The following is a 26,499-nucleotide window of genomic DNA, read 5'->3' as shown; positions in this document are numbered from 1 at the left end:
TCTGGCAGCAAGTAGACGGGGAAATCGTGCGTTGCCAAACTCGTTCGTGAGAATGGTCCCTCGTATCGTTCTACGAGAGCGGGTGACCTCGTCGGATGGCCTGCTTGAGAGCGGTGAACAGGCTAGGTAACCGTTCGATCAACTCTGCAAGTCGATCGGCGGAGAATTCGACACACGCAGGCAAGACGCTCGCTTCAATGTAGCCAGGATGCCCCCACACCACCTCAGCAGAATCGAGTGATGGCGTTTTGTGCAGATGCTTAAGTGAAACCAATAGCGCCAGATTGTCAGGAGATTCTGGGGCAGGTTCCTTGAACGTGCAGTCAATTCCAATTTGGTGACCGTTCCAATCGGTGAGCGCGCCGATCGAATGATCATAGATACTGAACCTCACGTTTGGGTATTCTATTCTCAGCTCCTGCTCCCAGACTTGTAGGATCGGCAGCAGGGCGGCACGAAGTTGCGATACGGGATCCATAGCCGAAGTCTCCTGGCGCGCCGGCGGCGTCCGATGAAATGCTACGGCCCCGACCGCCGCTTCCCGAACGCCAGCACGTGCAGGCCGAGCCGCGAACGCACCACGTAGAATAGCAGGATGGTCTCGAAGATCAGCGACAGCGAGGTCGAGGCGGCCGCGCCCATGCCGCCGTAGCGCGGCACCAGCGTCATGCAGAGGCCGACATTCATGAAGAACGACACCGCATAGGCGGTGGCGCAGATGCTCTGGTGGCCGAGCATGTTCAAGAGGCGCTCCACCGGTCCGATCGCCGAGCGCACCACGAGCCCGATCGCGGCGACAAACATGATGCTGTAGCCGTCGACGAATTTCGGTCCGAACAGCCACAGCAGCGGCTTGCCGAATGCGAGCAGCGCAATGGTCGCGAACAATGAGGGCCAGAACGTCCAGCTGATGGCGTGCGCGACATAGGCCGACAGCCGGTCCTTGTCGCCGAGCGCATTGTACTCGGCGAATCGGTGTGCCGTCGTCGCCGACATCGCGTAGTGCACGAACGACACCAGCGCCAGCGTCTTGACCACGGCGAAATAGATGCCGACCTCCTCGGAGGAGCGGAACTGCTGCAGCATCAGCACGTCGGTGTAGCCGAGCAGGAGATAGAAGCTTTCGACCAGCATGATCGGCAGCGAGATCGCAAACCAGCCCCTGATGTCATAGGTCTTCTCGCCCGCGCCGAGATGGGCTTTGAGGCGGCGGTTCAGCACGATCATCTGGCCGATCGCCGCGATGTAGACCGCCGCGGCACTCGCGATCATCGCCGCAGTCGCGCCGAGGTTGAGGCCGAGCGCCAGCGCGCCCGCGGTCAGCGCGATGATCAGTCCCTGCCGCACGATGAACTGCGGCATCAGGCCGAGCTGCATCCAGTCATGCGCGCGCGAGATGCCGTCCTGGGTGTTGGCAACCACGAAGGGCGGCAATGTCAGGCAGCCGATATAGAGTGGCACCACCGCGTTGGGGTCGATCCAGGGCGAGGCGAGGTGGATCACGCCGGCGAGCAGCAGCGCCACCGTGCTGGACGCGGCAAGCACCACCCAGCGGCCGCCGGAGAGGAAGCCGCGCAGCGCCGCGAGGTCGCCGCGCGCGCGATATTCCGGGATGATCTTCTGCGAGGACGGCGCGATGCCGAAATCCATGGTGCTGCCGAGCAGCAGCACCCAGGTCCAGACATAGACATAGATGCCGTAGTCCGAGCCGCTCATCCAGCGCGCCAGCAGGATCTGCGCGAGATAGGCGATGGCGGCGCTGATGACGCGGATGACGAAGATCATGCCGGCGAGGCGCTTGGTGACCGACGCCTCCTTGGTGCCGCCGAGCAGGCGCGCAGCGAGGCCGCGCAGGCGTGCGGCCGGGCCCGATGGCGCAGGGGTTGCGGGTTGTGCTTCCATCACAGCCAAGGCGGAAAATTCCTAAAGCGCCGCAAGCCGGCAATGGCCCCCGATCTATCAACGAAACGTTAAGATTGGGTTGGGTGACGGATGTTCCCATCTTGCGTCGTCAGTTCAAATTGATATTGAATTCATAGCTTTTGTCGCCGCCGACCAGCGTCAGCTTCAGCGCGGCGCCGTCCGCTTTGGCACCCGGCGGCAAGCCGTCGAGCTCGAATGAGAAGCGCTTCACGCCCGGCGGCGCGTGCTCGACCAGCTTGGGCACGGGGAGCGCCCAGTCGGGCGTCGGACCCTCGACGAACAGGCTGAGGTCCTTGGTTTCGGGTGCAGCGACATCGACCAGCACATTGTTGCCATCGCGCTTGACGTCGCGGATCGTGAACGGGGTGAGGTCGCCGATATTGGCGGGCTTCGGTACCGCGTTGAGCGCTTCCGACAGCGCGGCGTCCTCGGTCGAGGCGACGCTGGCGAACGCAAGCTCGGCCTTCGCCTCCACCGGCACGCACAGCTTCTCGCACACCGCGTAGTTGATGTCGGCGCGCAGCACCAGCGGCTTGTCGGGATTCTTCGCCACGATGCGCAGCGGCAACACCACCTGGTGCTTGTAGCCGAGCGAGGTACCTCCGGCGCCGTCGTCGAACTGGCGCGGCGCCGGCCACATCACCGTGACCGCATCGACATTGTCCGACCTGGAGAAATCGAACCGCGGCGGCACGCCGGAATCGCCTGGCGTGCGCCAGTAGGTTTTCCAGCCGTCCTGCAACTGGAAGGCGATGCCGCCGAGCAGCACCGCGCCGCTGCGCGATCCCGCCAGCAGCCTGACGGCCGAATGCGTGTCCTGCTGCCACGGCGAGGCGTCATCGGCGCGAATCTCCGTTGCCACGGATGCGACGGAAAGCAAGGCGGCGACGGCAAATGCGGCACGCATGGGAACTGTGACGATCATGAGACGTCTTTACCTGCAACTTTCGTTGCAAACCATTGAATTGCTTGTGATGCATCGCGGCACGGCGGCCGAAGGTTGATTGACAGAACGGCGACCCAATATCAGGATGCCAAATCAGCAGGAAAGGCCTTTGCGGATGCGCCCTGAAGGCAAAACAGGCAAGACTCGCAAGACCGCCGCCGGCAGAAGCCCGGCCGTCGGTCCCCATGCCACCGAAGATGGCTATCTCGATGGCCAGATGCTGATCGCGATGCCTGTGATGAACGACCCGCGCTTCGAACGCTCCGTGATCTACATGTGCGCGCATTCGTCCGAGGGGGCGATGGGGATCATCGTCAACCGGCCGGCCGGCAGCATCGATTTCCCGGGGCTGCTGGTGCAGCTCGACATCATCGAGAAGTCGGACCAGATCACGCTACCGGAAAATGCCGAGATGATGAAGGTGATGAAGGGCGGCCCGGTCGACACCGGCCGCGGCTTCGTGCTGCATTCCAGCGACTTCTACATTCAGGATGCGACGCTGAACATCGACGACGGCATCTCGCTCACCGCGACCGTCGACATCCTCAAGGCGATCGCCAAGGGCTCCGGTCCCAAGCACGCGATCCTCGCGCTGGGCTATGCCGGCTGGGCGCCGGGCCAGCTCGAGAACGAGATCCAGCACAATGGCTGGCTGCATTGCGATGCCGATCCGGAGCTGATCTTCGGCACCGATGTCGACGAGAAATATGCACGCGCCCTGCGCAAGATCGGCATCGAAGCCGGCATGCTGTCGAACGACGCGGGGCATGCGTAGCGCGCCACACCCACGGTGTCGTCCCTGCGAAAGCAGGGACCCATAACCACAGGACGTGCGGATGGAGTGAGCTGGGGCCACAGCGTCGCGCCACAACGGCGCCCTGTGGTTATGGGTCCCGGGTCGCGCTTCGCTTGCCCGGGACGACAGCTTTGGGATTGGCCACGACAGCGGTGGACTTCGCTACAATGGCGGCGCCCTTCGCAAGATCGGCATCGAGGCCGGCATGCTGTCGAACGACGCCGGGTACGCGTAGGTCCGCTGAAGTAGCGACGGTCTCAACACATTCACGGTGTCGTCCCTGCGAAAGCAGGGACCCATAACCCCAACATGCAGTTGTGACACTGCGCTGGGGCCACAGCGTCGCGCCACAACGGCGCCCTGTGGTTATGGGGTCCCGGGTCGCACTTCGCTTGCCCGGGACGACGGCTGTGGGTTTGGCCACGCCAGCGGTGGGTTGGCTACGATGGCGGAGCCCGCTACTCCGCCGCCTCCTGCGCCACCGTCGGCTGGGTGCCGGCCACCGTGGCGCGGCGCATGTCGCGGGGCTGCGACTGGTCGTAGCGGCGCACGCGGTGCACGGTCTGGCGGTTGTCCCACATCACGAGGTCATGCACCGTCCATTTGTGCACATGGACGAACTCCGGCTGTGTGGCGTGCTCGGTGAGATCGCGCAGCAACAGCCGCGCCTCCGGCATGCTCATGCCCCTGATGGCGCCGGCATGCGACGACAGATACAGCGACTTGCGGCCGTGCACCGGATGGGTGCGCACCAGGCGCTGCAGCACCGGCTTGAACATCTCCTTCTCCTCGTCGGTGTAGTCGAGGAAGCCGAGCGAGCCGCGCGAATACATCAGCGAGTGCTCGCAGATCATGTCGTCGATCTCGGCCTTGGTCTCGTCGTCGAGCGCGTCATAGGCGGCGCGCATGTCGGCGAACTCGGTGTTGCCGCCCTTCGGGTTGACGATGCGCGCCGACAGCAGCGAGAATTTCGCCGGGATCGGCCGGAACGAGCTGTCGGAATGCCACAGGCAGTTGCCGAGATTGAACAGGTGGGTGCGGTGATCCTTCGGCAGCGGCTTGCCGTCCTTGCCGAGATTGGAGACGTCGTTGAGCCCGGAGGAGAGGCGGTAGTCTTCCTTCTTCGTCACCGTGCCGCCGCGCGCGTTCTCGCGCTCGCCGAAGTTCAGCGCGAACGCCATCTGCTGGTCGTCTGTGATGTCTTGGCCGTGGAAGATGAGTACGGCGTATTTGTCCATGCCGGCCTCGATGTCGACGGCTTCCTGCTTCGTCAGCGGCTTGCGCAGATCGACGCCGGAGACCTCGCCGACGAAATGCTTGTGAAGCTGCCGGATCAGGACCGTCATTGGCGTTTCTCCCTGTATCTCGCGGGCGGTTGTCCCGCTTCGTTTGACGGGAAGGCTACCCCCGACGCGGGCGCTGTCAACGCTTCGCGACCAGACGCGGGTCAGGCATTCCGCGCCATCAACCCGCCGTCGACGGGAATCACCGCGCCGGTCAGGAACGATGCGGCCGGCAGGCACAGGCTCAGCGTCATGTGCGCGACCTCTTCCGGATCGCCGTAGCGCGCCAGCGCGGTGCGGCGCTTGGCATAGATCGTCTTGTGCTCCTCGGAGATCCGGTCGGTGATGGCGGTGCGGATCGGGCCCGGGCAGATGCAGTTCACGGTGATGCCTTCGCGTCCCAATTCCACGGCGAGCGAGCGGGTCAGGCTGGTGACGCCGCCCTTGGCCGCGGAGTAGGGGCTATGCATCCCGGTCGCGCCGAGCGCCTCGGTCGAGGCGATGTTGACGATGCGCGGCGATCGCGACTTGCGCAGGTATGGCAGTGCGGCGCGGATGATGCGCGGATGCGCCGTCAGCATCACCGCGATGCCCTTGGCCCAGGCGTCCTCGTAAGCAGGATCGTCGATCGCCACGCGCACCGAGATGCCGGCATTGTTGACGATGATGTCGAGCCCGCCGAAATGCGCGGCAACATCGTTGACGACCCTGGTGATGGCGTCGCGATCGCTGACGTCGAGCGTCCAGGCCTTTGCCGAGCCGCCGCTCGCTGCGATCTCCTTCGCCACCGCCTGCGTGCCATCTTCGGTCAGGTCAGTGACCGCGACATTGGCGCCCTCATCGGCGAACACGCGCGCGGTGGCGCGGCCCATGCCGCTGGCGGCGCCGGTGACGAGAACGGTGAGGCCCTTCACCGAGCGGCTGAGCTGTTTGAATTCGGACATGACGGACCTCCGTTGATTTTTTTGGTGTGAGACCGGCAACGCTGGCACCGATCCGCAAAGACGTCAAACCGGCGATCCGTATCCGGCACGCGCGCAGCGCGTTAACGCAAGTTCTGCGTTGGCTTTTGCGTTGGCTTTTCGAAAAGGATCATGCTCAATCCAGAAAACAACGCGGGAGAGGAATGCGATGAACGAGCTCGATTTCGGCGGCAAGCAGGTCCTGGTGGTCGGCGGCTCCAGCGGCATCGGCAACGGCATCGCGCAGGCATTCCGCGCCAAGGGCGCGCGCGTCAGTGTGTACGGCACCCGCGCGCAGGCGAGCGATTATTCCGCAGAGGAGGGCTCGCATCTCGAGGGCCTTGCCTATGCGCGGCTCGATGTCTCTGATCCGCAGGCGCTCGAAAGCCTCACGCCGTCGTTCGATCGGCTCGACGTGCTGGTGTTGGCGCAGGGCGCGGTGATTTACCGCCGCGGGGAATTCCAGATGGAAGGCTTCCGCAAGGTGATGGAAGTCAATTTGATGAGCCTGATGGCCTGCGCCACCAAATTCCACGCGATGTTGAGCGCGAGCAAAGGCTCGCTGATCATCGTGAGCTCGACCGCGGCCTATCATTCCACCATGGGCAATCCGGCCTACAACGCCTCGAAGACCGGCGCGGTCGGCCTGACGCGCACGCTCGGCGAGGCCTGGGCGGAGAACGGCATCCGCGTCAACGGCATCGCGCCGGGCCTCGTCGACACCAAGATGACCAAGGCGACGACGGCGAATCCGAAGCGGCTCGAAGGCGCGCTCGAGCGCATTCCGCTGAAGCGTCTCGGCACACCCGCCGACATGGCCGGCGCCGCGCTGTTCCTGGCCTCGCCGCTCGCCTCCTACGTCGTCGGCCAGACCATCATCGTCGATGGCGGGCTCATTCTTTAGCTCCAGGAACTTGTGCGAGGTTCGACGGTTGGCTCCCTGACAGTTTCAGGGAGCCATTATGATGGACAAGGATCGGATTTTCGGAACGGCGAAGGAATTCGCGGGCAAGGCCGAAGGCGCCGTCGGCGATGCGACCGGCGACGCGCAGACGCAAGCGTCGGGCCGCGCGCGCGAGGCCGCAGGCGCAGTGCAGGACCTCTACGGCCAGGCCAAGGATGCCGCGCGCGACGCCGCCGACACCGCGGTCAAATACGCCAAGGATACTTTCAAGGATGCTTATGAGAATCGCGGCGAGACCGTTCGCAGCGGACAGAAGGCGATGGCGCAAACGGTGCAGGACAATCCACTCGGATCGCTCTTGATTGCCGGCGGCATCGGCTTCGCGCTGGCGCTGTTGATGACGCGCCAGCCGCGCCGCCCGCCGTCGTCACGCTGGCGCTACTACGGTTGAGATTCGTAGGGCGGGTTAACGTTAGCGTAACCCGGCATTCTCTCCGCGCATACGGCATCGGCGGGTTACGGCTTCGCCTAACCCGCCCTACAGTTTTTCCATGATCTGAACGCGCGCGCCGCCTACTGCCAGGGATTCCCCGGCACCGCGGCACGCTGTCCGACATTGCGCGGCGGGCGCGGCGGCGGGGCGACCAGCGGGCGCTGCTGCTGCGGCGCGCCGAATCCGAAGATGTCACGCAGCCAGGGCTGCGTCTGTGGCTGCTGTTGCGGCTGGGCCTGGGCCGGACGGAACACGCGCCTTGGCGGCTTCGGCGCAGTGATGATCGAGCCGTCGGGCGCGATCGCCGTGGTCGATGGCGGCGGATTCGCAGGGCCACCGGTCGGGGCGGCCGGCGTGGTCGCGGCAACCGGCACGTCGCCCTTGGCCTGCTCGCGCCCCATTTCGCGGCGCGGCCAGGCGAAATCATCGGCGCGGCCGGCCGGCGGCGCCAGCGCCTCGCCCTTCACCAGCGTGCGTGCGGCGAGCGCGTCGACGGCGGCAGGCCGCGAGCCCGGGCCGCCGAGCAATTGATCGGTACCGACCGTGGAGGCGACCAGCGGCAGCACGGGGCCTGCCAGCGGCCGCGGCGCGGGTTTGCCGGGCTCGGTGCTGGTCTCGGGCGTTGCCGGTTCGCTCGGCAGCGCGATCGGACCGGTGCGCACCGCGAGCAGGCGGGTCACCTCGCGCTCGACATAGTGCGCGAGCTTGCGCGCGCCGGCCTTGGTGAAGAACACGCCGTCATCGGAGCGCAGCTTGCGCGGCTGGCCTTCGAAATCGGGGCCCTTCGGCATGAAGCGGCCGGCCTCGTCGACAAAGCCGTCCCAGACGTCGACATAGGTGATGCCGGCCTTGCCGGCGCCGTCGCGATAGAGCGCGTCGAGGAACAGCATGTCCGACGTGCCCTTCTGGCCGCGGATCGCGGGCAAGCCGACCCACAGCACCGGCACGCCCTTGCTCTTCAGCACGTTGATCAGCTCCTCGATCTTCTTGCCGTAGAGCTCGACCCAGCGGTCGTCGCGGAAGTCGTAGAGGCCATTCGGCGAGCGCGCGGTCTTTCCCGGCGCCGCCTGCGAATCGGTGTCGGCGTCGTCGGCCGGCAGCTCGGCATCGACCGGCTTGCTGTCGGTCTTGCTATCGGCCTTGCCGTCAGTCTTGCCGTCGGTCTTGGCGGCGGCATCGGGCTTGTCGCCCGGCTTTGCGTCCGGCTTGGCGCGCGCGTCCTTTTTCTCGTCCTTCTTGTCGACCTTCTTCTCCACGACCGGTTCGCGGATCGAGGTGCGGTCATTGAGGCCGAGCATCACGACGATGGCGTCGGGGTTCTCGGTGGCGAGAATGCCCTTGGCGGCCGCAGCCCAGTCCGCCGGGTCGCCCTTGGGCTGATAGCGGATCAGGCCGGAGACCGTCTTGTGCTTGCGGATCACGCCCATGTCGGGCTGGTCGGAATAGGCATCTTCCAGGCCATAGGCGAGCCAGTCGGCCATGGCGTCGCCGATCACCAGCACGTTGCGCTCCGCCGCAGCTTCGTGCTTGGCCGGCGGCGGGGCGCGCGAGAAATCCTCGCGCGGCCGCTGCGGCTGTGATTGCGGTTGCTGCTGCTGGAACGGTGCGAAGAAATCGCCCCCGAACCAGCCGCCACCACCACCTCCACCTCCTCCGCCACGCTGCGGTGCGCGGCGCTGCGGCGGAGCGTCACCGAACCCCGGGAAGCCGAAGAACTGCGCCGAGGCGGGCTCGGCAATGCCGATCAACAGCGCAAGCGCCACCGTCAGCGCGACCAGCGGACCGGCTTCGGTGAATATGCGCAGGAAGGACTTCGGCTTCGCCATCGAGTTCGTCGCAATGATCAGAAGTACGTGAGCATATTAGCGGAATCGGGCCGCAAGCGGGCAGCTTTTCCACCATAAATCGGGTGCCTCCGGCCGCCGTCAAGGCGCCGGGCAAATATCGGATTTCACGGTTACTTTCGGGGATGAGGGGCAAGTACCTCGTCATTCCGGGTTCGCTTCGCGCCCCGGAACGACATCGTTGAGCTGTTGTCGCCCGGATGGAGCGAAGCGTAATCCGGACCAGACGAGCCGCATGGTGAGAACCCCGGATTTCGCTGCGCTTCATCCGGGCTACGGGCAGTCTGTGACCTCGGCCCTACCGCCCCCGCAGCCGCTCCAGCACCTCGGCGGTGGCGAAACCGTCGGCCGGCGCCCCGATCGAGACCTGGAAGCCGCGCAGCGCCTCGCGGGTCTGGCCGCCGAACTGGCCGTCGGGCGTGCCCTTGTAGAAGCCGCGCTGGGCGAGCAGCTGCTGCAGTTCCAGCCGCTCGGCGCGTGACAGCACCCGTTCCTGTCGCGGCCAGGGCTGCACGAAGGGCTGACCGCCGCGCAGGCGATCAGCGAAATGGCCGATGGCGAGCGCATAAGCCTCGGCCGGGTTGTACTTCATGATCACCCGGAAATTCTGCAGCATCAGGAAGCCCGGACCTTCGGCACCGGCGGGCGCCAGCAGATAGGCCTTGTCGGACGGCCGCGGCAACGCCTGACCGTTGGGCCGCTTGACGCCGAGTTGCTCCCATTGCGACAGCGGCATCGCCTTGGCGCGGTCGGCCAGCATGTAGTTCAGGCCCTGCGGCAGCACGACCTCATAGCCCCAGCTCGCCCCGGTCTGCCAGCCGTCCTTCTTCAGATTGTTGGCGGTCGAGGCGATCAGGTCGCTCGGATCGTCGACGACGTCGCGGCGGCCGTCGCCATCGCCGTCGACCGCGTAGCGCTTGAACGCGGTCGGCATGAACTGGGTCGGGCCGAACGCGCCGGCCCAGGAGCCGCGCATCTGCTCGGGCTTGAGATCGCCGCGGTTGAGAATCTCCAGTGCCGACAGGAATTCGTCCTTGAAATAGGCCTGGCGGCGGCCGATGCAGGCGAGCGTCGCGGTCGACTGCACCACGCTGCGATCGCCCATCTGAGTCGAGTAGTTCGACTCGATGCCCCAGATCGCCGCGATGATATAGCGATCGACGCCATAGGCCTTCTCGGTCGCATCGAACTGCGGCTTGTATTTCGCAAGGATCTCGCGGCCCTTGGCGAGCCTGGCGTCGCTGACGAGAATGTCGAGATAGTCCCAGATCGCCTTGGTGAATTCGGGTTGCGAATCCAAGAGATCCATGATGCGCAGATCGGGCTGCAGGCCAGCGGTGAAGCGCTCGAAATTCTGCTGGGTGATGTTGCGCCGCGCGGCATCCGGCCACATCGCGGCGACGCAGTTCGGGAAGTCGGATGCGGCCTGACGGACCGCGGCAGCCGTCATCAAAGGATGGCCGGAGGCGCCGTCTTCCCCGCTCCAGGGCGGCGCGGCGCCGTCCTGTCCGGTTGCGGCCTGCGGCGGCGTCGCGGCGTTCCCCGAAAAGATGCTGTCGATCAGGTTGGTCAGGCCGTTGCCGGCCGATTGCGCTTGCGTCGCGCCCGGCAGCAGCAGGGCCAGTGCGATCAGGCTCGCGCTGCAAAGCCTGGTCCTTGATATTCCCTTCGCGCGCATGTGTCGTGTGCCTGTCAAAATCGTGCCGCCTCAGAAGGCCCCGTCACGGTTTCCAATAGCTTAACAAAGGGCGGCATTTGGGGCGTGACGAAATCGCGCGCGATGTTTGACCGGGACAAATTGTCCGGCGTCGTCAACCCGCCTTCGACTGTTCCCTGAGACCGGCCAGAACAGCTTCGGCATTCTCAAAGCAGTCGCCGCCGGGCGGCGTGGCTTCGATCCGGGCGATCACGGCCTCGAGCCCGGCCTGGGTTTCAGACAAGCGGTGCTGCAAGGCTGCGACCTCGACCACCTTGGCCTTGAGCGCGGCCACCAGCGTGTCGCGGCTCCAGTCTCCCTTGCCGTGTGGCGGCAGCAGGTTCCGGATCTCGTCGAGCGAGAACCCGGCCTGCTGGGCCATCACGATGATCTCGAGGACCTGCCTGGTTCCGCGCGAATACTGCCGATAGCCATTCAGGCCGCGATCGATCGACCCGATCAGGCCCTCCCGCTCATAGAAACGGATGCGCGACGGCGCGAGGCCGGACTCCCGAGCCAGTTCCCCGATCTTCACCGCCGTGCTCCTTGCTGCTTGACCTTAAAGCTAACTTTAAGGTTAGGGTGCGCGCAGATCAACAAGGAACTCGGTAAGGAAGCTGGCTCATGTCGTCGTTCGATTCCCTCACTCTGCCCAACGGGACCAGCGTTCCCAACCGCATCGCCAAGGCGGCGATGGAGGAGAACATGGCCGACGCCGGGCATCTCCCGTCGGCCGAACTGCTGCGCCTCTATCAGGCCTGGGCCGACGGCGGCGCCGGCCTCATCATCACCGGCAATGTCATGATCGATCGCCGCGCCATGACCGGCCCGGGCGGCGTCGTGCTGGAGGACGGCACGCCGCTTGAAGCGTTCCGAAACTGGGCGCGGATCGGCCGGGCCAGGGGCGCGCAAATCTGGTTGCAGCTCAGTCATCCGGGGCGGCAGATGATGAAAAACATGGGCCAGCAGACGCTGGCGCCATCGGCGGTGGCGCTCGATCTCGGCAAGCATTCGAACCTGTTTGCGATGCCCAGAGCGATGACCGAGCACGACATCGACGAGGTGATCGCGCGCTTCGTCACGGCCGCGAAACTCGCAGAGCAGGCCGGCTTCTCCGGCGTGCAGATCCATGCCGCGCACGGCTATCTGATCAGCCAGTTCCTGTCGCCCTTGAGCAACCGGCGCACCGACCGCTGGGGCGGCTCGCTGCAAAATCGGGCGCGTCTCTTGATCGAGACCGTCAAGGCCGTCCGCGCGGCGGTGTCGCCGGACTTCTCGATCGCGGTCAAATTGAACTCGGCCGATTTCCAGCGCGGCGGCTTCGATGCAGCCGATGCGAAGACCGTCGTCGAGATGCTGAATGAACTGCCCGTGGATCTGGTGGAACTGTCGGGCGGCAGCTACGAGGCGCCGGCGATGCAGGGCGATGCACGCGACGGCCGCACGCTGGCGCGCGAGGCCTATTTCCTCGACTTCGCGCGCGATATCGCAGGGGTCGCCAGGATGCCGGTCATGGTCACCGGCGGCATTCGCCGCATCGGCATCGTGCAACAGGTGCTCGACAGCGGCGTCGCCATTGCGGGTATCGCCACCGCGCTTGCCATCAGGCCGGATCTGCCGAATGCGTGGCGCCGCGGCGAAGATCTGCGGCCAGAAGTCGCGCCCATCCGCTGGAAGAGCAAGCCGATGGCCTCGCTTGCCGCCATGGCCGTCGTGAAATTCCAGCTGGGGCGGTTGAGCCGGGGCGGCACGGCCAATCCGAACGTTTCGCCGCTGAAGGCGTTGGTTCTCGCCCAGCTGCGCACGTCGTCGCTCACCCGCAAATATCGCCGCTGGATCGCGTCATCTGCCGACGCGACTGCTGCGTCTCACGTCGGGTCGGTTTTGTCGCGTGCGAACGCGCGGGCCGTCGGGATGCCTCGGTAGGCCCGCCATTTGGGTCGGAAATGCTTGGGTGGAAGAAGCGGATGAGTGCGCATCACACATCCGCCTTTGTTCTCGGCTGCAAAACGGGTACGAAGAAGCGATTACATCTCGCGCCGTCCCACCCGTTTCAAGGCTCCCGATAATCCCATGAAGATCCGCAAAGCCGTATTTCCCGTCGCCGGTCTCGGCACCCGCGTGCTGCCCGCCACCAAGGCGATGCCGAAGGAGATGCTGACGATCGTCGACAAGCCCCTGATCCAGTACGTGGTCGACGAGGCGCGCGAGGCCGGCATCGAGCACTTCGTGTTCGTCACCGGCCGCAACAAGGGCGTCATCGAGGATCACTTCGACCGCATGTTCGAGCTCGACACCACGCTCGCGCAGCGTGGCAAGAAGACCGAGCAGGACATCCTGGCGCAGAACCAGCCTGAAGCCGGCGCGATGAGCTTTACCCGGCAGCAGTCGCCGCTCGGGCTCGGCCATGCGGTGTGGTGCGCGCGCGACATCGTTGGCAACGAGCCGTTCGCGGTGGTGCTGCCGGACGAACTGGTGCTGAACACGCCGGGCTGCCTCAAGCAGATGATCGATGCCGCCAACAAGCTCGGCGAGAAGTCGAACGTGATCGCGGTCGAGGCGGTACCCGACGAACTCACCCATCAATACGGCATCTGCGGCGTCGGAAAACGCACCGGCAACATCTTCGAGGTCGACGGCATGGTCGAGAAGCCGCCGAAGGGCACCGCGCCGTCCAACCTGTCGATCACCGGCCGCTATATCCTGCAGCCGGAGATCTTCAACATCCTGGCCACGCAGGAGCGCGGCGCCGGCGGCGAGATCCAGCTTACCGACGCGATGATCGGGCTTGCCAAGACGCAGAAGTTCTACGGCGTCGAGTTCGAGGGCGAGCGCCACGATTGCGGCTCCAAGCCCGGCTTCCTCCGCGCCAACATCGCCTTCGGCCTCAAGCGCCCCGAGCTGCGCGACGGCCTGATCGCCGAGATGAAGAAGTATCTGGAGAAGTAGGGGCGCTCCGGTTCGCGCTGCGCGCGGCGAGTAGCAAGACTCGCGAGAATGCGAAGCTACGTCCCCACGCACGTCTGTCATCGCCCGCGAAAGCGGGCGATCCAGTACGCCGCGGCTTGTCGATTCAAGCGCCGGCGTCTCTGGAATACTGGATCGCCCGGTCGAGCCGGGCGATGACATTGCGCCAGAACCATCCAAGATGTCGTCCCTGCGGAGGCCGGGACCCATATGTGGACGGCCCCCGTGGCACAAGAGCGTTCTGGACTTGGTCGGATCGCTGTCATCCATATGTCCGGCCTGTTTGATGCGATGGTGTTGATCGCTGGGCCAAGATGGTTTCCGCGACGCGAGTGCCAAACAACCTGGCGACCTTGTGAAGGCCAATGGGTCCCGCGGCTTGTCTCGCGTTCTGGATCGATCGATCATTCCATCTGCTCTTGCAGCTCCGGTTCGTCCGGCGAGCGCTGCGTCCGGCCGGCCAAACTGTTAGGTGACAGCGCTCATGCGTGCGGCATCATAGCTCTCGCCCGTCGCCATCAGCTTCCAGGCAATGCGGGCCACCTTGTTGGCGAGCGCTACGGCCGCAAGCTTCGGCGGCTTGCGCCTGAGCAACGCCACCAGCCAGCGCGAGGGGTGGCCGCGCCCGAGCCTTGCCTGCCGGATCACCGCGGTCGCCCCGGCCACGAGCAGGCGACGCAGGGTCTCGTCGCCGGCGCGGGTGATCTTGCCGAGCCTGGTTTTGCCGGCGGTGGAATGGTCCTTGGGCGTCAGGCCGAGCCAGGCCGCGAACAAGCGGCCGGAGCGGAAGGCGTGCGGGTCCGGCGTCTTCATCACAAGCGAGGTTGCGATGATCGGACCGACCGAGGGGATCTGGGCCAGACGACGGCTCGTGGCGTTGGCCCGGTGCCAGGCCAGCAGCCTGGCCTCGACCGCCTTCAGCTCACCCTGCAACTGCGCATAGTCACGGCCCTGCATGGCGAACAGCTCGCGCGCCATAGCGGGAACGCTCTCGTCCTGCGTGATCCGGGCCAACAGCGGCTCGATCTTGTCCAACCCCTTCGGCGCGATCAGGCCAAACTCCGCCGCGTAGCCGCGGATCGCATTGCTGAGCTGGGTACGGCGGCCGATCAGCCCGTCGCGGACACCCGCAAGCATCAGCGCGGCCTGCTGTTCGGCGCTCTTCACCGGCACAAACCGCATCCGCGGTCGGCCCATCGCTTCGCACACCCCATCCGCATCTCGCCCGTCGTTCTTGTTCCGCAGCACATAAGGCTTCACCAACTGCGGAGCTATCAGCTTCACCTCATGGCCAAGCTTGCCAAGCTCGCGCGCCCAGTAATGGGCCGCGCCGCAGGCCTCCATCCCGATCACCGTCGGCGGAAGCTTGGCAAGAAACTCAAGCACCTGCTTGCGCGACAGCTTCTTGCGCAACACCGGCTGTTCCGCTGCATCAACTCCATGCAGCACAAAAATATGCTTCGACGTATCCATGCCTATACGGATAATCTCTCTCACGGACGGCTCCCTTGTCTGAGATTTGCAACAACCTCATTCTGGCACACTGATGCCGTAGGGGGCCGTCCACCCCATCAACCACCGAAGTTCGTTGTTGCGCGACGCTGGAACGACGAGTCCCATTCACGACACCCGCCGCGGAGTATGGGTCCCTGCTTTCGCAGGGACGACAGCTGTAAGTATGGCGCGACGTGTGCGTCAAACACGGACGGCATCGTCTCCGCCGCACCCCGACCCAATCACGCCACCTTCCTTCGCTTCGCCCGTTTCATTGGCTCCTTCGCCCCATCCGCCTTCGGCGCACGCAATTCCCGGGCAGCGAGCGAGACCACCTCGGCGATCTGCTGCAGCTGCGCGGCGAGCGGGCTGGTCTTGCGCCAGACCATGCCGATGGTGCGCGAGGGCTGCGGGTTCTTGAAGCGCGAGACGGTGACGGGCGCGGAGCGCGTCTCCACCGTCACCGCCATCTCGGGGATCAGGGTGACGCCGATGCCGGCGCCGACCATCTGCACCAGTGTCGACAGCGAGCTCGCATCCAGCACCTCGCGCGGCGGCGAGGATTGCATGTTGCAGAACGACAGCGCCTGGTCGCGGAAGCAATGGCCTTCCTCGAGCAGCAACAGCCGCATCTCGCGCAGCATCTCGGCGCTCGGCACCGGCGTCTTGGCGTCCTCGCCCGGCCGCACCAGCAGGAAATTCTCCGAGAACAGCGCGACCTCGGTCAGCGACGGTTCATGCACCGGCAGCGCCACGATCGCGGTGTCGAGCCGGCCCTCGGCGACTGCCTTGATCAGCTTCGGCGTCAGCGTCTCGCGGACATGGATGTCGAGCTCGGGATGCAGCCGCGCCAGCGTCTCGATCACCCGCGGCAGCAGATATGGCGCAATGGTCGGGATCATGCCGACGCGCAGGCGGCCGGCGAGCTTGTCACGCGAGGCGCGCGCGAAGTCGCCGAGCTCGTCGACCGAGCGCAGGATGTCGCGCACGCGATGCAGCAGGTCCTCGCCGAAGGTCGTCAGGGTGACCTGCCGGGCATTGCGTTCGATCAGCACGCCGCCGACCGCCCGTTCCAACTCGCGGATCTGCATCGACAGCGCCGGCTGCGACACCGCGCAGGCATCCGCGGCGCGCCCGAAATGCCCGTGCTGGGCCAGCGCATCGAAATACCTCAGTTGCCGGAGTGTGACATTTATCATCAGATTATCTTATCGACGCGATCACTAAAGTCAATTTCACCTGATGGATTGGGGCGCGTAGAATCGTTCTTGGAAGAGCTCCAGCGCATTCCAGAATCCATCACCTCGGAGAAGAAACATGGACGCAAAAACCGACGACGGCGCGGGCAAATGCCCATTCACGGGCGGGCCCCGCGGGCACGCGAATCGCGACTGGTGGCCGGAGACGCTCGACGTTCAGGTGCTGCATCACAATTCCAACCTGTCCGATCCGATGGGCAAGGGCTTCGACTACGCCAAGGAATTCAAGTCCCTCGATCTCAACGCCGTGATCAAGGACCTCACGGCCCTGATGACGACGTCGCAGGAGTGGTGGCCGGCCGACTTCGGCCATTACGGTGGCCTGATGATCCGCATGGCCTGGCACTCGGCGGGCACCTATCGCATCACCGACGGCCGCGGCGGCGCCGGTGCCGGTCAGCAGCGTTTCGCCCCGCTCAACAGCTGGCCTGACAACGCCAACCTCGACAAGGCGCGCCGGCTGCTGTGGCCGATCAAGCAGAAATACGGCCGCAAGATCTCCTGGGCCGACCTGATGGTCCTCGCCGGCAACGTCGCGCTGGAATCGATGGGCTTCAAGACCTTCGGTTTTGCGGGCGGCCGCGCCGACGTGTGGGAGCCGGAAGAGCTGTACTGGGGTCCGGAAGGCACCTGGCTTGGCGACGAGCGCTATAGCGGCGAGCGCCAGCTCTCCGAGCCGCTCGGCGCGGTGCAGATGGGCCTGATCTACGTCAACCCGGAAGGCCCGAACGGCAATCCGGACCCGGTTGCCGCGGCCAAGGACATCCGCGAGACGTTCTTCCGCATGGCGATGAACGACGAGGAGACGGTTGCGCTGATCGCCGGTGGCCACACCTTCGGCAAGACCCACGGTGCGGGCGATCCGTCGTTGATCGGTCCGGAGCCGGAAGGTGGCGCGATCGAGGATCAGGGCTTGGGGTGGAAGAGCAAGTTCGGCACCGGCGTCGGCGCTGACGCAATCACTGGCGGTCCCGAGGTCACCTGGACCCAGACCCCGACCAAGTGGAGCAACCACTTCTTCGAGAACCTGTTCAAGTACGAATGGGAGCTGACGAAGAGCCCGGCGGGTGCGAAACAGTGGAAGGCAAAGGGCGCGGACGCCGTCATTCCGGACGCGTTCGATTCGTCGAAGAAGCATGTCCCGACCATGCTGACCACCGACCTGTCGCTGCGCTACGACCCGGCCTACGAGAAGATCTCGCGCCGGTTCTATGAGCATCCGGATCAGTTCGCGGACGCCTTCGCCCGCGCCTGGTTCAAGCTCACCCACCGCGACATGGGTCCGATCGCGCGCTACCTCGGCCCGCTGGTGCCGAAGGAGACGCTGATCTGGCAGGACCCGGTGCCGGCGCTCGATCACGCCGTGATCGACGACAAGGATATCGAGGCGCTCAAGGCGAAGATCCTTGCCTCGGGTCTCTCGGTCTCCGAACTGGTGTCGACCGCCTGGGCCTCGGCCTCCACGTTCCGCGGCTCCGACAAGCGCGGCGGCGCCAACGGCGCGCGCATCCGCCTTGCTCCGCAGAAGGACTGGGATGTCAACGAGCCGGCCCAGCTCAAGGGTGTGCTGGCCAAGCTCGAAGCCATCCAGAAGGAGTTCGGCAAGAAGGTCTCGCTGGCCGATCTCATCGTGCTCGGCGGCGCGGCTGCGATCGAGAAGGCGGCGAAGGACGGCGGCACCCATGTGAAGGTCCCCTTCACGCCGGGCCGCACCGATGCGACGCAGGACCAGACCGACGTCGAATCGTTCGCTCCGCTCGAGCCGCGGGCTGACGGCTTCCGCAACTATATCGGCGGCAAGCATCAGTTCCTGCAGCCCGAGGAGGCGTTGGTCGACCGTGCGCAGCTGCTGCGGCTGACCGGACCGGAATTGACGGTCCTCGTCGGCGGCCTGCGCGTGCTCGGCGCCAATGCCAAGAAGTCGAAGCACGGCGTCTTCACCGGCAAGCCGGGGACGCTGACCAACGACTTCTTCCTCAACCTGCTCGACATGGGCACGGTGTGGAGCGATGCCGGCCAGGGCGTCTATGAGGGTCGCGACCGCAAGACCAAGGCGGTGAAGTGGACCGGCACCCGCGCCGACCTGATCTTCGGCTCGCACTCGCAGCTGCGCGCGTTCGCCGAGGTCTACGGCTCGTCGGATGCCAAGGAGCAGTTCGTGAACGACTTCGTCGCGGCCTGGGCCAAGGTGATGAACGCCGATCGCTTCGATCTCGCCAAGTAAATTGGACGAGTAAGCGGCCGGTACGTCACGGCAATCACGACAGGGCGGCGCTTCGGCGCCGCCCTGTTTCATTTCGGGGACGCAATTTGGAAGAGATTAAGGCTTTCCGCAGCTTTGCTCAGTCGTGCAGGTTCATGTCGCGGATCATCTCCTCGAACTCCGCCTGCGTCGGAATCGCCGGTGGCGATTCCGGCGCGCTGCTCATCACGATGGGAGCATCGCACTGCGAGGCCCCGCGCGAAGGCTCGAAGATCGCGGTCAGGCTCGCCCAGCACACCAGGAGAGCGACGATCCAGTCCAGTACATTGGATGCCGTCATTGCAGCACCAGCATCAGCATTTCCATACGCTGATGGTGCAGCCTGTGTGGCGCTTGCGCAATTCGGAAGTTACGAAACGTGACTTCGGCGTAGCCGAGAGCCGCGTCCGAACTGTGCTCCCTCTCCCGCTTGCGGGGGAGGGCTGGGATGGGGGCTCTCTCCACGAGTCGCATCGCGGAAGGAGCCCCCACCCGCATCGCATGAAATGCGATGCGACCTCCCCCGCAAGCAGGAGAGGTGCAGCGAATCTGCCGCTGAAGCGATGTAGCCTGACTTCGTCGCCGCTGCCGGTTCTATGCAGTCCGCGCGCGGCGTCCCTCGATCGGATAGGCGGGATCGTTGAAGCCCGGCGTCGAAGGATGGCCGGCGACGACGAGGCGGTCGATCAGGGCTTCGTCCTCGGCGGTGAAGCGATAATCGAGCGCGCGGATGTAATCGTCCCATTGCGCTTCGGTGCGCGGGCCCGCAATGACCGCGCTGACGAACGACGAGTTCAGTACCCAGGACACGGCGAACTGCCCGGCGGTGATGCCGCGGCTCTCGGCGTGGCGCTTGATTTCCTGCGCGAGTTGCAGCGATTCCGGCCGCCACTCGGTCTGCATCATGCGCCTGTCGTTGCGGCCGGCGCGGGTGTCGGCAGGCGGAGCGGCGTCGGGTGCGTATTTGCCGGTCAGCACGCCGCGCGCCAGCGGGCTATAGGGCACGATGCCGAGGCCGTAATAGGCGCAGGCCGGGAAATGCTCGACCTCCGGCATCCGGTTCATCGCATTGTAATAGGGCTGGCTCGCGACGGGACGGTCGATGCCGAGCCGGTCGCAGATGTTGCAGATCTCGGCGACGCGCCAGGCGCGATAGTTGGAGACACCGAAATAGCGCACCTTGCCGGCGCGGATCAGGTCGCCCATCGCACGCACCGTCTCGTCGAGCGGCGTCGTGTGGTCTTCCTTGTGCAGGTAGTAGACGTCGATGTAGTCGGTGCCGAGCCGCTTCAGGCTCTCGTCTGCGGCCTGGAACACCCAGCGCCGCGACAGCCCGCCATGATTCGGATCGTCGCCGATCGGATTGGCGAGCTTGGTCGCGAGCACCCAGTTCGATCGGCTGTTCGAGATCGCGCGTCCGACGACCTCCTCGGACTTGCCGCCATTATAGGCGTCGGCGCTGTCGATGAAATTGATGCCGGCCTCGCGCGCCTTGGCCACGATCCGCGACGAGGTCGCCTCATCGGTCGGTCCGCCGAACATCATGGTGCCGAGGCAGATCGGCGAAACCTTCAGGCCGCTGCGGCCGAGCTGGCGATATTGCATCGATCGTTCCTCCGGGGCATTCCGGGATGGTCCGAAGGACCAGACCCGGAATCTCGAGATTCCGGGTTCATCGCTGCGCGATGCCCCGGAATGACAGGATCAACTCTCGTTCTTCAGGATCTTGAACACGCCATTGGCCATCGCGACACAGCGCTTGTCGACGGTCACCTCGGCCGCGATGAAGATCAGGCTGCGGGTCGAGCGTACCACGCGCGGCCGCGTCGTCAGGATCTCGCCGATCTTGCCGGCCTCGACGAAATGGGTGTCGAGCTGCACCGTCGCAAGCGTCGGCTTGCCCGAGACGAAGCGCGCGGCCATGCCGCAGGCGCGGTCGGCAAAGGTCATGATCACGCCGCCCTGCACCAGGCCGCGGCGGTTGTGGTGCTTGTCCTCGGTGATCAGCGCGAGCTCGAGCGCGCCGTCCTTCAGCCGCTCCCACAACGGGCCGATCAGCGTCAGGAAACCCGTGGTGTCGGCGATCTTCCAGCCGTCGGATTTGAGTTTGTCCGCGGCCTTGGCCGTCATGAGGAGGGATCCCTTGCTTGCAGATGATTGATCGCAGGAGGCATGTCGTTCCGCTCATTTCATCAAATGCTGTTGTGTTGTAGTCAAGCTCAATGGCCCGCACATTTGACGATGCCACCCGGCGGAATATCGCAGAGCTCTGCGCCGCATTCGCGCGCCTCGCGCCGGCCGACGCCGCACCGACGCTGAAGCGCGCGGCGGTCGCGATTGCGCTGACCGAGGGTGATGACGGCAACGGCACCGCCTTCCTGCTGACCCGCCGCAGCGCGCGCCTGCGCGCCCACAGCGCGCAATGGGCGCTGCCGGGCGGACGCTGCGATGCCGGCGAGACACAGCCCGAGGCCGCGCTGCGCGAGCTGCACGAGGAGCTTGGCCTCGCGCTGTCCGAACGCGACGTGCTCGGCATGCTCGACGACTATCCGACACGCTCCGGCTATCTGATTACACCGGTCGTGGTCTGGGCCGGTGCGCATGCGGCGATCGCGCCGAACCCGGACGAGGTCGCGTCCGTCCACCGCATCGGCCTCGATGCGATCGAGCACGACGATGCGTTCACCTTCGTCACGATTCCCGAGAGCGCGCGGCGCGTGATCCGCTTCCGGCTCGGTGGCCAGCAGATCCATGCGCCGACCGCCGCGCTGATCTATCAGTTCCGTGAGGTGCTCGCCGGCCGCAACACCCGCGTCGCCGATCTCGAGCAGCCGGTGTTCGCATGGAAGTAGGCCGCAACGATGCGGCTATTTGTGACGGCGTTTGCGGGCGTTCATCTTCATTGCCTTGCCTTGCGCAACAGGCGAATGCGCTGCGGTCGCGGGTTCCGGCGGCGCCCGCGACACATTCTCGTAACAAGAGAGCCGTGAGCGCGTATCCGGAAACGACCCGCAATCCGGACGCTCGGCGTGCGCAGATGTGGCGAGCGTCAGCGCGGCGGCGGCGAGCCAGAGTGCCATTCTCATCGCAATCTCCACAGCATTCTTCGGAGAACACCGCATTGTGGCGAAAATTCTGGACCTGATCGCGGCATCCGGCCGCTTGCGCTCCGGACATTTCCGGGCTGACTTCGCGGCGGCGCTTGCTACAACGAGGCCATGCGCCCGCAATTGATTCGCCTCGTTCCTGGATTTGTCGCGCTCGCGCTCGCCGCCAGCGCGCCGCCGGTATTGGCCGGCGAGGCCGATGCGTTGCCGCCGTCCGTCGCCAATGCGATGGCGCAGGCCTCGCCGCAGGCGATCATGGAATATCGCCGCAAGCTGGAGGAATATCAGGCGGCGCGCGACGCCTTCGAGCAGGACGCCAGCGCCTATTGGAGTGCGATCGCCGACAAGCGGCGCGGCCGCAACGCCAAGCGCCGCGACCGTGTGCAGATCACGCTGGACGATTACGTGCTGCAGCAGCCGCCGGTCTATGAGGGCCCGAAGCGGCCGGTCAACCCGGCGCCGGAAGAAGAGGGCGGCAAGCCGCCGCGTCCGCCCAAAACCATTCCAGTGGTCTCCGATTTCGTCAGGGCGGCGGCCGAACAATTCCAGTTCACGCCGCAGCGTCCGACGAGCGAGGTCGAGTTCAAGCGCGCCTATGCCCGCTACGCACGCGCCGCGGGGCTGACGCCGGAGCAGGCGGTGCGGGTCTATTCATTCGAGACCGGGGGCACCGGCAATTACGACGTGCAGGCCGGCATCGAGCATGGCGGCAAGCGCGCCATCTCCACCGCGATGGGCTACAACCAGCTGCTCACCACCAACACCGTCGAGCTCTTGGCCGAGCAGGGCCATGAATTCGTCCGGGACCTGACTGCGCGGGTTGCGGCGACGCAGGGGCCTGCGCGCAAGGCCATGGAGCACAAGCTCGCGGTGCTGAAGAAGATGGTTGCGTTCACGCGCACCGTGCCCGACGACTGGTCGGCGCATCAGCGTCTGGCTGATACGCCCCAGGGCTGGGCGTGTCACGCCATGGTGCTCGACATCGATATCGGCCCGATGCTGCAGACCCACAAGCTGCTGACCTCGGTGATCTTCGCCCGCAACAAGGGCTACACGAGGCCGCTGACCGCGGCCGAGCTCGAGATGATGAACCTGACCGGCGACGGCACCGGGCTCGACATGGTGACCATGCCGCAGGCGATGCGCGAGCAGGTGCCGACCACGAACTTCTTCCAGCGCTCCGGCTACGAACGCAATCCGGTCGCGATCCGTCACAACACCGTGGCCAAGCTGCTCGCCATCACCAACGAGCGGATGGATTCCAACAGCAGCAAGCCCGGCGCGAGGGAATTGGCCACGGCGTTCTGAGGTCTGCCGAAGACGTCAGAACTTCGGTTCCGATTGAATCAGAACCGAAGCTCCAGAGCCTTCTCTTGACGCGCTTTCTTCACGTGAACCGGCGTCCACGTCGCTCGAAAACGCTCTAATTCGAGCCGAACATGAACTTGCCGTCGCCCTCGAGATAGGGCCCGGAGCGCATGTAGAGCTGGCCGTTGTGCCCGATGAAGAACAGCGTCCCCTTCGGCACCTTCTTGGCGCCCTTCAGCAGTGTGTTGGCATTGCTGGTCCCCATCTTGTAGGCCCAGGTCTTGCCGTCCTTGTCATAGGCGTAGCCCATGTCGGTCTTCAGCTCCCAGGGCGCAGCCTCCTGCGCGAATGCGCATGTCGTCAGCGCGGCAAACGCCGCAGTCGCAATAAAGGTCTTGGTCAGAAAAAGCGTCATGATCCACCTCCGGCCGAGAAAAACGGCGTCGTCCCCACGTTTTTGAACAAATCACGAACGGCATTCGCGCGTCAATACGACAATCGGCGCGACCGCTGTCGTCGATCAGCGACTTTGTGATTTCCCGCATCAAGCTTGGCGACTATCTTCGCGTTACCGTTTACAAACGCCTCGATTGGCGGAAACACTACCTGGGGATGATCGCGATGAACCACGTCATGAAGATCGGTGTCGCTCTGTCGTTCATGGCGCTGGCGTCAGTCGCGCAGGCGGACGAGTTCAAGCTCTCCAACAACCAGCGGATCTCCTGCAGCCGCGGCCTGTCGGCCGGCAAGCTCAACACGTCGACCTGCAAGTCCTACGCCTATCTGTTCAACGCCAAGACCTCCGAATATTTCCGCTGCCAGGTCTCGCTGGCGCTGACGCGGGACAACAAGGAGGTCATCAACGTGCAGGCCGACGGTGGCTGCACCAAGAAGCCGCGCATCTTCGAGACCGACGGCAATTACACGTTCGACGCCACCGAGACCGAGCCGCCGAACACCAATTCGTTCTTCGGTCCGGGCGGCTATGCAATCTGGGCCAGCGATACCAACACCCAGAAGATCCGCGGCTGCATCACGATCTCGTCCGGCCTCGGCTCCGACATCTCGAAATGCCTCGACATGACGTTTCAGTGACGGCTGTGCGGGCCGCGTGATGCGCACGCTGCGCCCGGCCCCGCTGTGCCGCTCCTGGCTGTTTCTCGAAGGCGCCAATGAGGCGGTCCTGCAGAACGCGGCCGCCAGCGGCGCCGACGTGCTGATCCACGAGCTCGAGGACTTCACCCCGCCGCCGCTGCGCCCGAAGGCGCGGGCGCTGGCGGCCGAGCTCTACGCGGCCTGGCGCAACCAGGGCGTGGTGGTCGCGGTCCGCGTCAATCCGTTGGACCAGGACGGCATGGACGATCTTGCCGCCGTGATGCGCGGCCATCCTGACATCGTCGCGCTGCCGAAGGTCGCCGAGCCGCATCATGTCGTCAGACTCGACGAGGCGGTGACACGGTTCGAGCGTGACTATGGCATCGCCGAGGGATCGACGTCGCTGTTGCCGAACATCGAGTTCGCGCGCGGGCTGGTGCAGACCGGCGCGATCGCGGCAGTAAGCCGGCGCACCATCGGTTGCCTGATGGCCGCCGAAGACCTCGCCTCCGATCTCGGCGCCGAGCGCGGCAGCGATGGCCTGGAGCTCGCTTACGCGCGGCAGCGCTTCATCGTCGAATGTCGCGCCGCCAATGTCGTCGCGGTCGACTGTCCCTACACCTGGAGCGATGTTGCGGGGGTCGAACGCGACACGATCTGGGCACGACGGTTGGGTTACACCGCAAAGAGCCTGGTTGATCCAGCACATGCCGCCATCGTCAACGGCGTGCTCGCGCCGAGCGAGGATGAGTTGCGCCAGGCGGCCAGGATCGTAGCTGCGTTCGAAGCGGCGCGGGCACAGGGCCTTGGGCGCGTCGAACTTGACGGCTCGCTGCTGGAAGTCCCGACCTATTCCAACGCAAAGCGCCTGATCGCGCGCGGCGAAGCGCTGCGCGCGATCGATCGCAACGCTCAAGCCTGACTAGGCGCCATGCCTCAGGACGCCGGCTGTTTCTCCGAGAAGTGCATGCGCGAGCGGGCGAACTTCTTGACGCCCATCGGCTTGCCGAACAGGTAGCCCTGGACCTGATCGAAATCCATCTCGTGCGCGGCGAGAAAGTCCGCGCGCGTCTCGACCCCCTGCGCAATAACCTGCGCGCCGGCGTCGTGTGCGAGTTCGACGATACGCCGGCACACCGTCTGCTTCAGGCGCTGATCCGCGCAACCGGTGACGTATTGATGGTCGACCTTCAGCTGGACGAACGGAAAGTTCGGCAGTCCCAGCAAGGATGGCCAGTTCGCGCCGACATTGTCGATCGAGATGCCGATATTGTGCAGGCGAACGCGCCGGGCGACATCGATCGCCAGGTCCAGATTGTCGACCACCTCGGCGCTGTCGATCTCGATCAGCAGGCCGGCGAAGGCGGCATGATCCGGAATCCGGTAGCAAAGCTCGCGCACCGCAGCATCGTCGGCGAGAAACGAGATCGGCAGGTTGATCGAGAGATCGACCGGTCCGATCTGCTCGAGCAGATAGCGCCAGTCCTCGATCGCGCGCGCGATCACGAACTCGGACAGCGCATGAAAATGCGGATCGCTTTCGTCGGGGATGAAGTAGGCAGGCGGCACGACGCCCCATGCGGGATGGCGCATCCGGATCAGCGCCTCGGCGCCGCTCGGAACCAAGGTCCGGAGATGAATTTTCTGCTGATACCACAGCTCGAGCCAGCCGGCCTTCAGCGCTTCGTGCACGTCCACTGCCGGGCTCGGTGCGGGCTCGAGCGGCATCAATGACGCAAGACTGTCACGAAGGGTTCCGGCGCTGAACGGGGTGGAGAGGGCCGGCAGCATGGCGATACCGTACTCATCGCCGATCTGCCGAACCGCTTTCACGATGATGGAGTCCGGCTGGCCGATGACGAGGACCTTGCCGCCGTAGTCCTTTCTCACCAAAGTCTCGAGAATTTTACTGACTTCGATGCCGTCCACGGACACGCCGAGCACCAGAAGATCGGGCCGTTCCGCGTCCAGCACGGTGTCGAGCTCCAAAGCCTGGCCGCATTCACTGGTGATGAAGCCGAGGTCTTCCAGCGCCTCTGCGAGGAAGGTCCGAAGGTGTTTTTTGCTGTCCGCAATGCATGCGCGTGGGGTCAGCTTGCGATGTCCGAACCAGCCGGCTCGCGCTTGTCCGATGTGACTGATGTGGTTCATGCCCCGCCTTATCCGTAATTACCCCGGCC

At 65.2% G+C, this 26,499-nt stretch carries 26 protein-coding genes; 10 read left to right on the top strand and 16 right to left on the bottom strand.

Translation table 11 applies throughout. The features are described 5' to 3' along the window. Positions 1 to 70: 70 nt before the first annotated feature. The 3 genes from AAFG07_RS38215 to AAFG07_RS38205 all read right to left on the bottom strand — a co-directional run bounded on the left by AAFG07_RS38215 (position 71) and on the right by AAFG07_RS38205 (position 2,848). Positions 71 to 478, bottom strand: a complete 408-nt coding sequence (locus tag AAFG07_RS38215; RefSeq protein WP_342724757.1) for a hypothetical protein — start codon at positions 476 to 478, stop codon at positions 71 to 73. Between the two features lie 41 nt (positions 479 to 519). Continuing rightward, positions 520 to 1,911 (bottom strand): oligosaccharide flippase family protein, encoded by a 1,392-nt coding sequence (locus AAFG07_RS38210; RefSeq protein WP_342724756.1) that lies wholly within the window; start codon positions 1,909 to 1,911, stop codon positions 520 to 522. Between the two features lie 100 nt (positions 1,912 to 2,011). After that, positions 2,012 to 2,848 (bottom strand): protein-disulfide reductase DsbD domain-containing protein, encoded by an 837-nt coding sequence (locus AAFG07_RS38205; RefSeq protein WP_342724755.1) that lies wholly within the window; start codon positions 2,846 to 2,848, stop codon positions 2,012 to 2,014. A gap of 136 nt (positions 2,849 to 2,984) precedes the next feature. Between AAFG07_RS38205 and AAFG07_RS38200 the strand changes: the two genes are divergently transcribed. Next, positions 2,985 to 3,644 carry a YqgE/AlgH family protein gene (locus tag AAFG07_RS38200; RefSeq protein WP_176528924.1) on the top strand — a complete coding sequence of 220 codons (660 nt, stop codon included), beginning with the start codon at positions 2,985 to 2,987 and terminating at the stop codon, positions 3,642 to 3,644. A 479-nt stretch (positions 3,645 to 4,123) separates the two neighbouring features. Here the strand turns inward: AAFG07_RS38200 and AAFG07_RS38195 are convergent, their stop codons facing one another. Both AAFG07_RS38195 and AAFG07_RS38190 read right to left on the bottom strand, forming a co-directional pair. Beyond that, complete coding sequence (locus AAFG07_RS38195) at positions 4,124 to 5,011, bottom strand: TauD/TfdA family dioxygenase (protein WP_342724754.1); 888 nt, start codon at positions 5,009 to 5,011, stop codon at positions 4,124 to 4,126. 101 nt (positions 5,012 to 5,112) lie between these two features. Beyond that, complete coding sequence (locus tag AAFG07_RS38190; RefSeq protein WP_342724753.1) at positions 5,113 to 5,892, bottom strand: SDR family NAD(P)-dependent oxidoreductase; 780 nt, start codon at positions 5,890 to 5,892, stop codon at positions 5,113 to 5,115. 187 nt (positions 5,893 to 6,079) lie between these two features. Between AAFG07_RS38190 and AAFG07_RS38185 the strand changes: the two genes are divergently transcribed. Both AAFG07_RS38185 and AAFG07_RS38180 read left to right on the top strand, forming a co-directional pair. Further along, on the top strand, positions 6,080 to 6,814 hold the full coding sequence (locus tag AAFG07_RS38185; protein ID WP_342724752.1) for an SDR family oxidoreductase: 735 nt from the start codon (positions 6,080 to 6,082) through the stop codon (positions 6,812 to 6,814). A gap of 61 nt (positions 6,815 to 6,875) precedes the next feature. Next, positions 6,876 to 7,265 carry a CsbD family protein gene (locus tag AAFG07_RS38180; protein ID WP_342729365.1) on the top strand — a complete coding sequence of 130 codons (390 nt, stop codon included), beginning with the start codon at positions 6,876 to 6,878 and terminating at the stop codon, positions 7,263 to 7,265. Between the two features lie 122 nt (positions 7,266 to 7,387). Here the strand turns inward: AAFG07_RS38180 and AAFG07_RS38175 are convergent, their stop codons facing one another. The 3 genes from AAFG07_RS38175 to AAFG07_RS38165 form a co-directional block, all read right to left on the bottom strand. Beyond that, positions 7,388 to 9,133, bottom strand: coding sequence for a DUF459 domain-containing protein (locus tag AAFG07_RS38175; RefSeq protein WP_342724751.1), 1,746 nt, complete (start codon positions 9,131 to 9,133; stop codon positions 7,388 to 7,390). A gap of 316 nt (positions 9,134 to 9,449) precedes the next feature. Continuing rightward, a complete protein-coding gene (locus AAFG07_RS38170; RefSeq protein ID WP_342724750.1) occupies positions 9,450 to 10,829 on the bottom strand; it encodes a lytic murein transglycosylase in 1,380 nt (459 codons plus the stop codon). A 133-nt stretch (positions 10,830 to 10,962) separates the two neighbouring features. Further along, positions 10,963 to 11,382 carry a MerR family transcriptional regulator gene (locus tag AAFG07_RS38165; RefSeq protein ID WP_342724749.1) on the bottom strand — a complete coding sequence of 140 codons (420 nt, stop codon included), beginning with the start codon at positions 11,380 to 11,382 and terminating at the stop codon, positions 10,963 to 10,965. 89 nt (positions 11,383 to 11,471) lie between these two features. Between AAFG07_RS38165 and AAFG07_RS38160 the strand changes: the two genes are divergently transcribed. Continuing rightward, entirely contained in the window at positions 11,472 to 12,773 is a 1,302-nt protein-coding gene (locus tag AAFG07_RS38160) for an NADH:flavin oxidoreductase/NADH oxidase family protein (protein ID WP_342724748.1), read from the top strand. 147 nt (positions 12,774 to 12,920) lie between these two features. Beyond that, a complete protein-coding gene (gene galU, locus AAFG07_RS38155; RefSeq protein ID WP_342724747.1) occupies positions 12,921 to 13,796 on the top strand; it encodes a UTP--glucose-1-phosphate uridylyltransferase GalU in 876 nt (291 codons plus the stop codon). A 486-nt stretch (positions 13,797 to 14,282) separates the two neighbouring features. Here the strand turns inward: galU and AAFG07_RS38150 are convergent, their stop codons facing one another. Beyond that, positions 14,283 to 15,311, bottom strand: a complete 1,029-nt coding sequence (locus tag AAFG07_RS38150) for an IS110 family transposase (protein ID WP_342724746.1) — start codon at positions 15,309 to 15,311, stop codon at positions 14,283 to 14,285. 239 nt (positions 15,312 to 15,550) lie between these two features. Further along, complete coding sequence (locus tag AAFG07_RS38145) at positions 15,551 to 16,507, bottom strand: LysR substrate-binding domain-containing protein (protein ID WP_342724745.1); 957 nt, start codon at positions 16,505 to 16,507, stop codon at positions 15,551 to 15,553. 118 nt (positions 16,508 to 16,625) lie between these two features. Here AAFG07_RS38145 and katG point away from each other — a divergent pair, with 118 nt between their 5' ends. Next, positions 16,626 to 18,791, top strand: a complete 2,166-nt coding sequence (gene katG, locus AAFG07_RS38140) for a catalase/peroxidase HPI (RefSeq protein WP_342724744.1) — start codon at positions 16,626 to 16,628, stop codon at positions 18,789 to 18,791. Positions 18,792 to 18,909: 118 nt separating this feature from the next. On the opposite strand, the gene AAFG07_RS38135 is transcribed toward katG, so the two are convergent. The 3 genes from AAFG07_RS38135 to AAFG07_RS38125 form a co-directional block, all read right to left on the bottom strand. After that, positions 18,910 to 19,110: a hypothetical protein gene (locus AAFG07_RS38135; RefSeq protein WP_342724743.1), complete on the bottom strand. Its 201-nt coding sequence runs from the start codon at positions 19,108 to 19,110 to the stop codon at positions 18,910 to 18,912. Between the two features lie 293 nt (positions 19,111 to 19,403). After that, the gene (locus AAFG07_RS38130) at positions 19,404 to 20,414 is read right to left on the bottom strand and encodes an aldo/keto reductase (RefSeq protein WP_342724742.1); all 1,011 of its coding nucleotides are present in this window, start codon (positions 20,412 to 20,414) and stop codon (positions 19,404 to 19,406) included. Positions 20,415 to 20,513: 99 nt separating this feature from the next. After that, a complete protein-coding gene (locus AAFG07_RS38125; RefSeq protein ID WP_342724741.1) occupies positions 20,514 to 20,939 on the bottom strand; it encodes a PaaI family thioesterase in 426 nt (141 codons plus the stop codon). 92 nt (positions 20,940 to 21,031) lie between these two features. Here AAFG07_RS38125 and AAFG07_RS38120 point away from each other — a divergent pair, with 92 nt between their 5' ends. Further along, a complete protein-coding gene (locus AAFG07_RS38120) occupies positions 21,032 to 21,661 on the top strand; it encodes a CoA pyrophosphatase (protein WP_342724740.1) in 630 nt (209 codons plus the stop codon). Positions 21,662 to 21,676: 15 nt separating this feature from the next. Here AAFG07_RS38120 and AAFG07_RS38115 read toward each other — a convergent pair whose 3' ends face one another. Beyond that, positions 21,677 to 21,889, bottom strand: a complete 213-nt coding sequence (locus AAFG07_RS38115; protein ID WP_342724739.1) for a hypothetical protein — start codon at positions 21,887 to 21,889, stop codon at positions 21,677 to 21,679. A 138-nt stretch (positions 21,890 to 22,027) separates the two neighbouring features. On the opposite strand from AAFG07_RS38115, the gene AAFG07_RS38110 reads away from it, so the two are divergent. Then, the gene (locus AAFG07_RS38110) at positions 22,028 to 23,224 is read left to right on the top strand and encodes a hypothetical protein (protein WP_342724738.1); all 1,197 of its coding nucleotides are present in this window, start codon (positions 22,028 to 22,030) and stop codon (positions 23,222 to 23,224) included. Between the two features lie 115 nt (positions 23,225 to 23,339). Here the strand turns inward: AAFG07_RS38110 and AAFG07_RS38105 are convergent, their stop codons facing one another. Beyond that, on the bottom strand, positions 23,340 to 23,639 hold the full coding sequence (locus tag AAFG07_RS38105) for a hypothetical protein (protein WP_342724737.1): 300 nt from the start codon (positions 23,637 to 23,639) through the stop codon (positions 23,340 to 23,342). A gap of 206 nt (positions 23,640 to 23,845) precedes the next feature. Here AAFG07_RS38105 and AAFG07_RS38100 point away from each other — a divergent pair, with 206 nt between their 5' ends. Together AAFG07_RS38100 and AAFG07_RS38095 are read left to right on the top strand one after the other, a co-directional pair. Beyond that, a complete protein-coding gene (locus AAFG07_RS38100) occupies positions 23,846 to 24,319 on the top strand; it encodes a hypothetical protein (RefSeq protein ID WP_342724736.1) in 474 nt (157 codons plus the stop codon). Between the two features lie 19 nt (positions 24,320 to 24,338). Then, on the top strand, positions 24,339 to 25,241 hold the full coding sequence (locus AAFG07_RS38095) for a CoA ester lyase (protein ID WP_342724735.1): 903 nt from the start codon (positions 24,339 to 24,341) through the stop codon (positions 25,239 to 25,241). Positions 25,242 to 25,255: 14 nt separating this feature from the next. Here AAFG07_RS38095 and AAFG07_RS38090 read toward each other — a convergent pair whose 3' ends face one another. After that, entirely contained in the window at positions 25,256 to 26,470 is a 1,215-nt protein-coding gene (locus AAFG07_RS38090; protein ID WP_342724734.1) for an EAL domain-containing response regulator, read from the bottom strand. Positions 26,471 to 26,499: the final 29 nt, after the last annotated feature.

The sequence above is a fragment of the Bradyrhizobium sp. B097 genome, assembly GCF_038957035.1.
Lineage (GTDB): Bacteria > Pseudomonadota > Alphaproteobacteria > Rhizobiales > Xanthobacteraceae > Bradyrhizobium.
This window is presented reverse-complemented; position numbering and strand designations above follow the sequence as displayed.

Coding starts and splice junctions, on each gene's coding strand:
- AAFG07_RS38215 (WP_342724757.1), bottom strand. CDS start 478: ATGGATCCCGTATCGCAACTTCGTGCCGCCCTGCTGCCGATCCTACAA.
- AAFG07_RS38205 (WP_342724755.1), bottom strand. CDS start 2,848: ATGATCGTCACAGTTCCCATGCGTGCCGCATTTGCCGTCGCCGCCTTG.
- AAFG07_RS38200 (WP_176528924.1), top strand. CDS start 2,985: ATGCGCCCTGAAGGCAAAACAGGCAAGACTCGCAAGACCGCCGCCGGC.
- AAFG07_RS38195 (WP_342724754.1), bottom strand. CDS start 5,011: ATGACGGTCCTGATCCGGCAGCTTCACAAGCATTTCGTCGGCGAGGTC.
- AAFG07_RS38190 (WP_342724753.1), bottom strand. CDS start 5,892: ATGTCCGAATTCAAACAGCTCAGCCGCTCGGTGAAGGGCCTCACCGTT.
- AAFG07_RS38185 (WP_342724752.1), top strand. CDS start 6,080: ATGAACGAGCTCGATTTCGGCGGCAAGCAGGTCCTGGTGGTCGGCGGC.
- AAFG07_RS38180 (WP_342729365.1), top strand. CDS start 6,876: ATGGACAAGGATCGGATTTTCGGAACGGCGAAGGAATTCGCGGGCAAG.
- AAFG07_RS38175 (WP_342724751.1), bottom strand. CDS start 9,133: ATGGCGAAGCCGAAGTCCTTCCTGCGCATATTCACCGAAGCCGGTCCG.
- AAFG07_RS38170 (WP_342724750.1), bottom strand. CDS start 10,829: ATGCGCGCGAAGGGAATATCAAGGACCAGGCTTTGCAGCGCGAGCCTG.
- AAFG07_RS38160 (WP_342724748.1), top strand. CDS start 11,472: ATGTCGTCGTTCGATTCCCTCACTCTGCCCAACGGGACCAGCGTTCCC.
- galU (WP_342724747.1), top strand. CDS start 12,921: ATGAAGATCCGCAAAGCCGTATTTCCCGTCGCCGGTCTCGGCACCCGC.
- AAFG07_RS38145 (WP_342724745.1), bottom strand. CDS start 16,507: ATGATAAATGTCACACTCCGGCAACTGAGGTATTTCGATGCGCTGGCC.
- katG (WP_342724744.1), top strand. CDS start 16,626: ATGGACGCAAAAACCGACGACGGCGCGGGCAAATGCCCATTCACGGGC.
- AAFG07_RS38135 (WP_342724743.1), bottom strand. CDS start 19,110: ATGACGGCATCCAATGTACTGGACTGGATCGTCGCTCTCCTGGTGTGC.
- AAFG07_RS38130 (WP_342724742.1), bottom strand. CDS start 20,414: ATGCAATATCGCCAGCTCGGCCGCAGCGGCCTGAAGGTTTCGCCGATC.
- AAFG07_RS38125 (WP_342724741.1), bottom strand. CDS start 20,939: ATGACGGCCAAGGCCGCGGACAAACTCAAATCCGACGGCTGGAAGATC.
- AAFG07_RS38120 (WP_342724740.1), top strand. CDS start 21,032: ATGGCCCGCACATTTGACGATGCCACCCGGCGGAATATCGCAGAGCTC.
- AAFG07_RS38115 (WP_342724739.1), bottom strand. CDS start 21,889: ATGGCACTCTGGCTCGCCGCCGCCGCGCTGACGCTCGCCACATCTGCG.
- AAFG07_RS38110 (WP_342724738.1), top strand. CDS start 22,028: ATGCGCCCGCAATTGATTCGCCTCGTTCCTGGATTTGTCGCGCTCGCG.
- AAFG07_RS38105 (WP_342724737.1), bottom strand. CDS start 23,639: ATGACGCTTTTTCTGACCAAGACCTTTATTGCGACTGCGGCGTTTGCC.
- AAFG07_RS38100 (WP_342724736.1), top strand. CDS start 23,846: ATGAACCACGTCATGAAGATCGGTGTCGCTCTGTCGTTCATGGCGCTG.
- AAFG07_RS38095 (WP_342724735.1), top strand. CDS start 24,339: ATGCGCACGCTGCGCCCGGCCCCGCTGTGCCGCTCCTGGCTGTTTCTC.
- AAFG07_RS38090 (WP_342724734.1), bottom strand. CDS start 26,470: ATGAACCACATCAGTCACATCGGACAAGCGCGAGCCGGCTGGTTCGGA.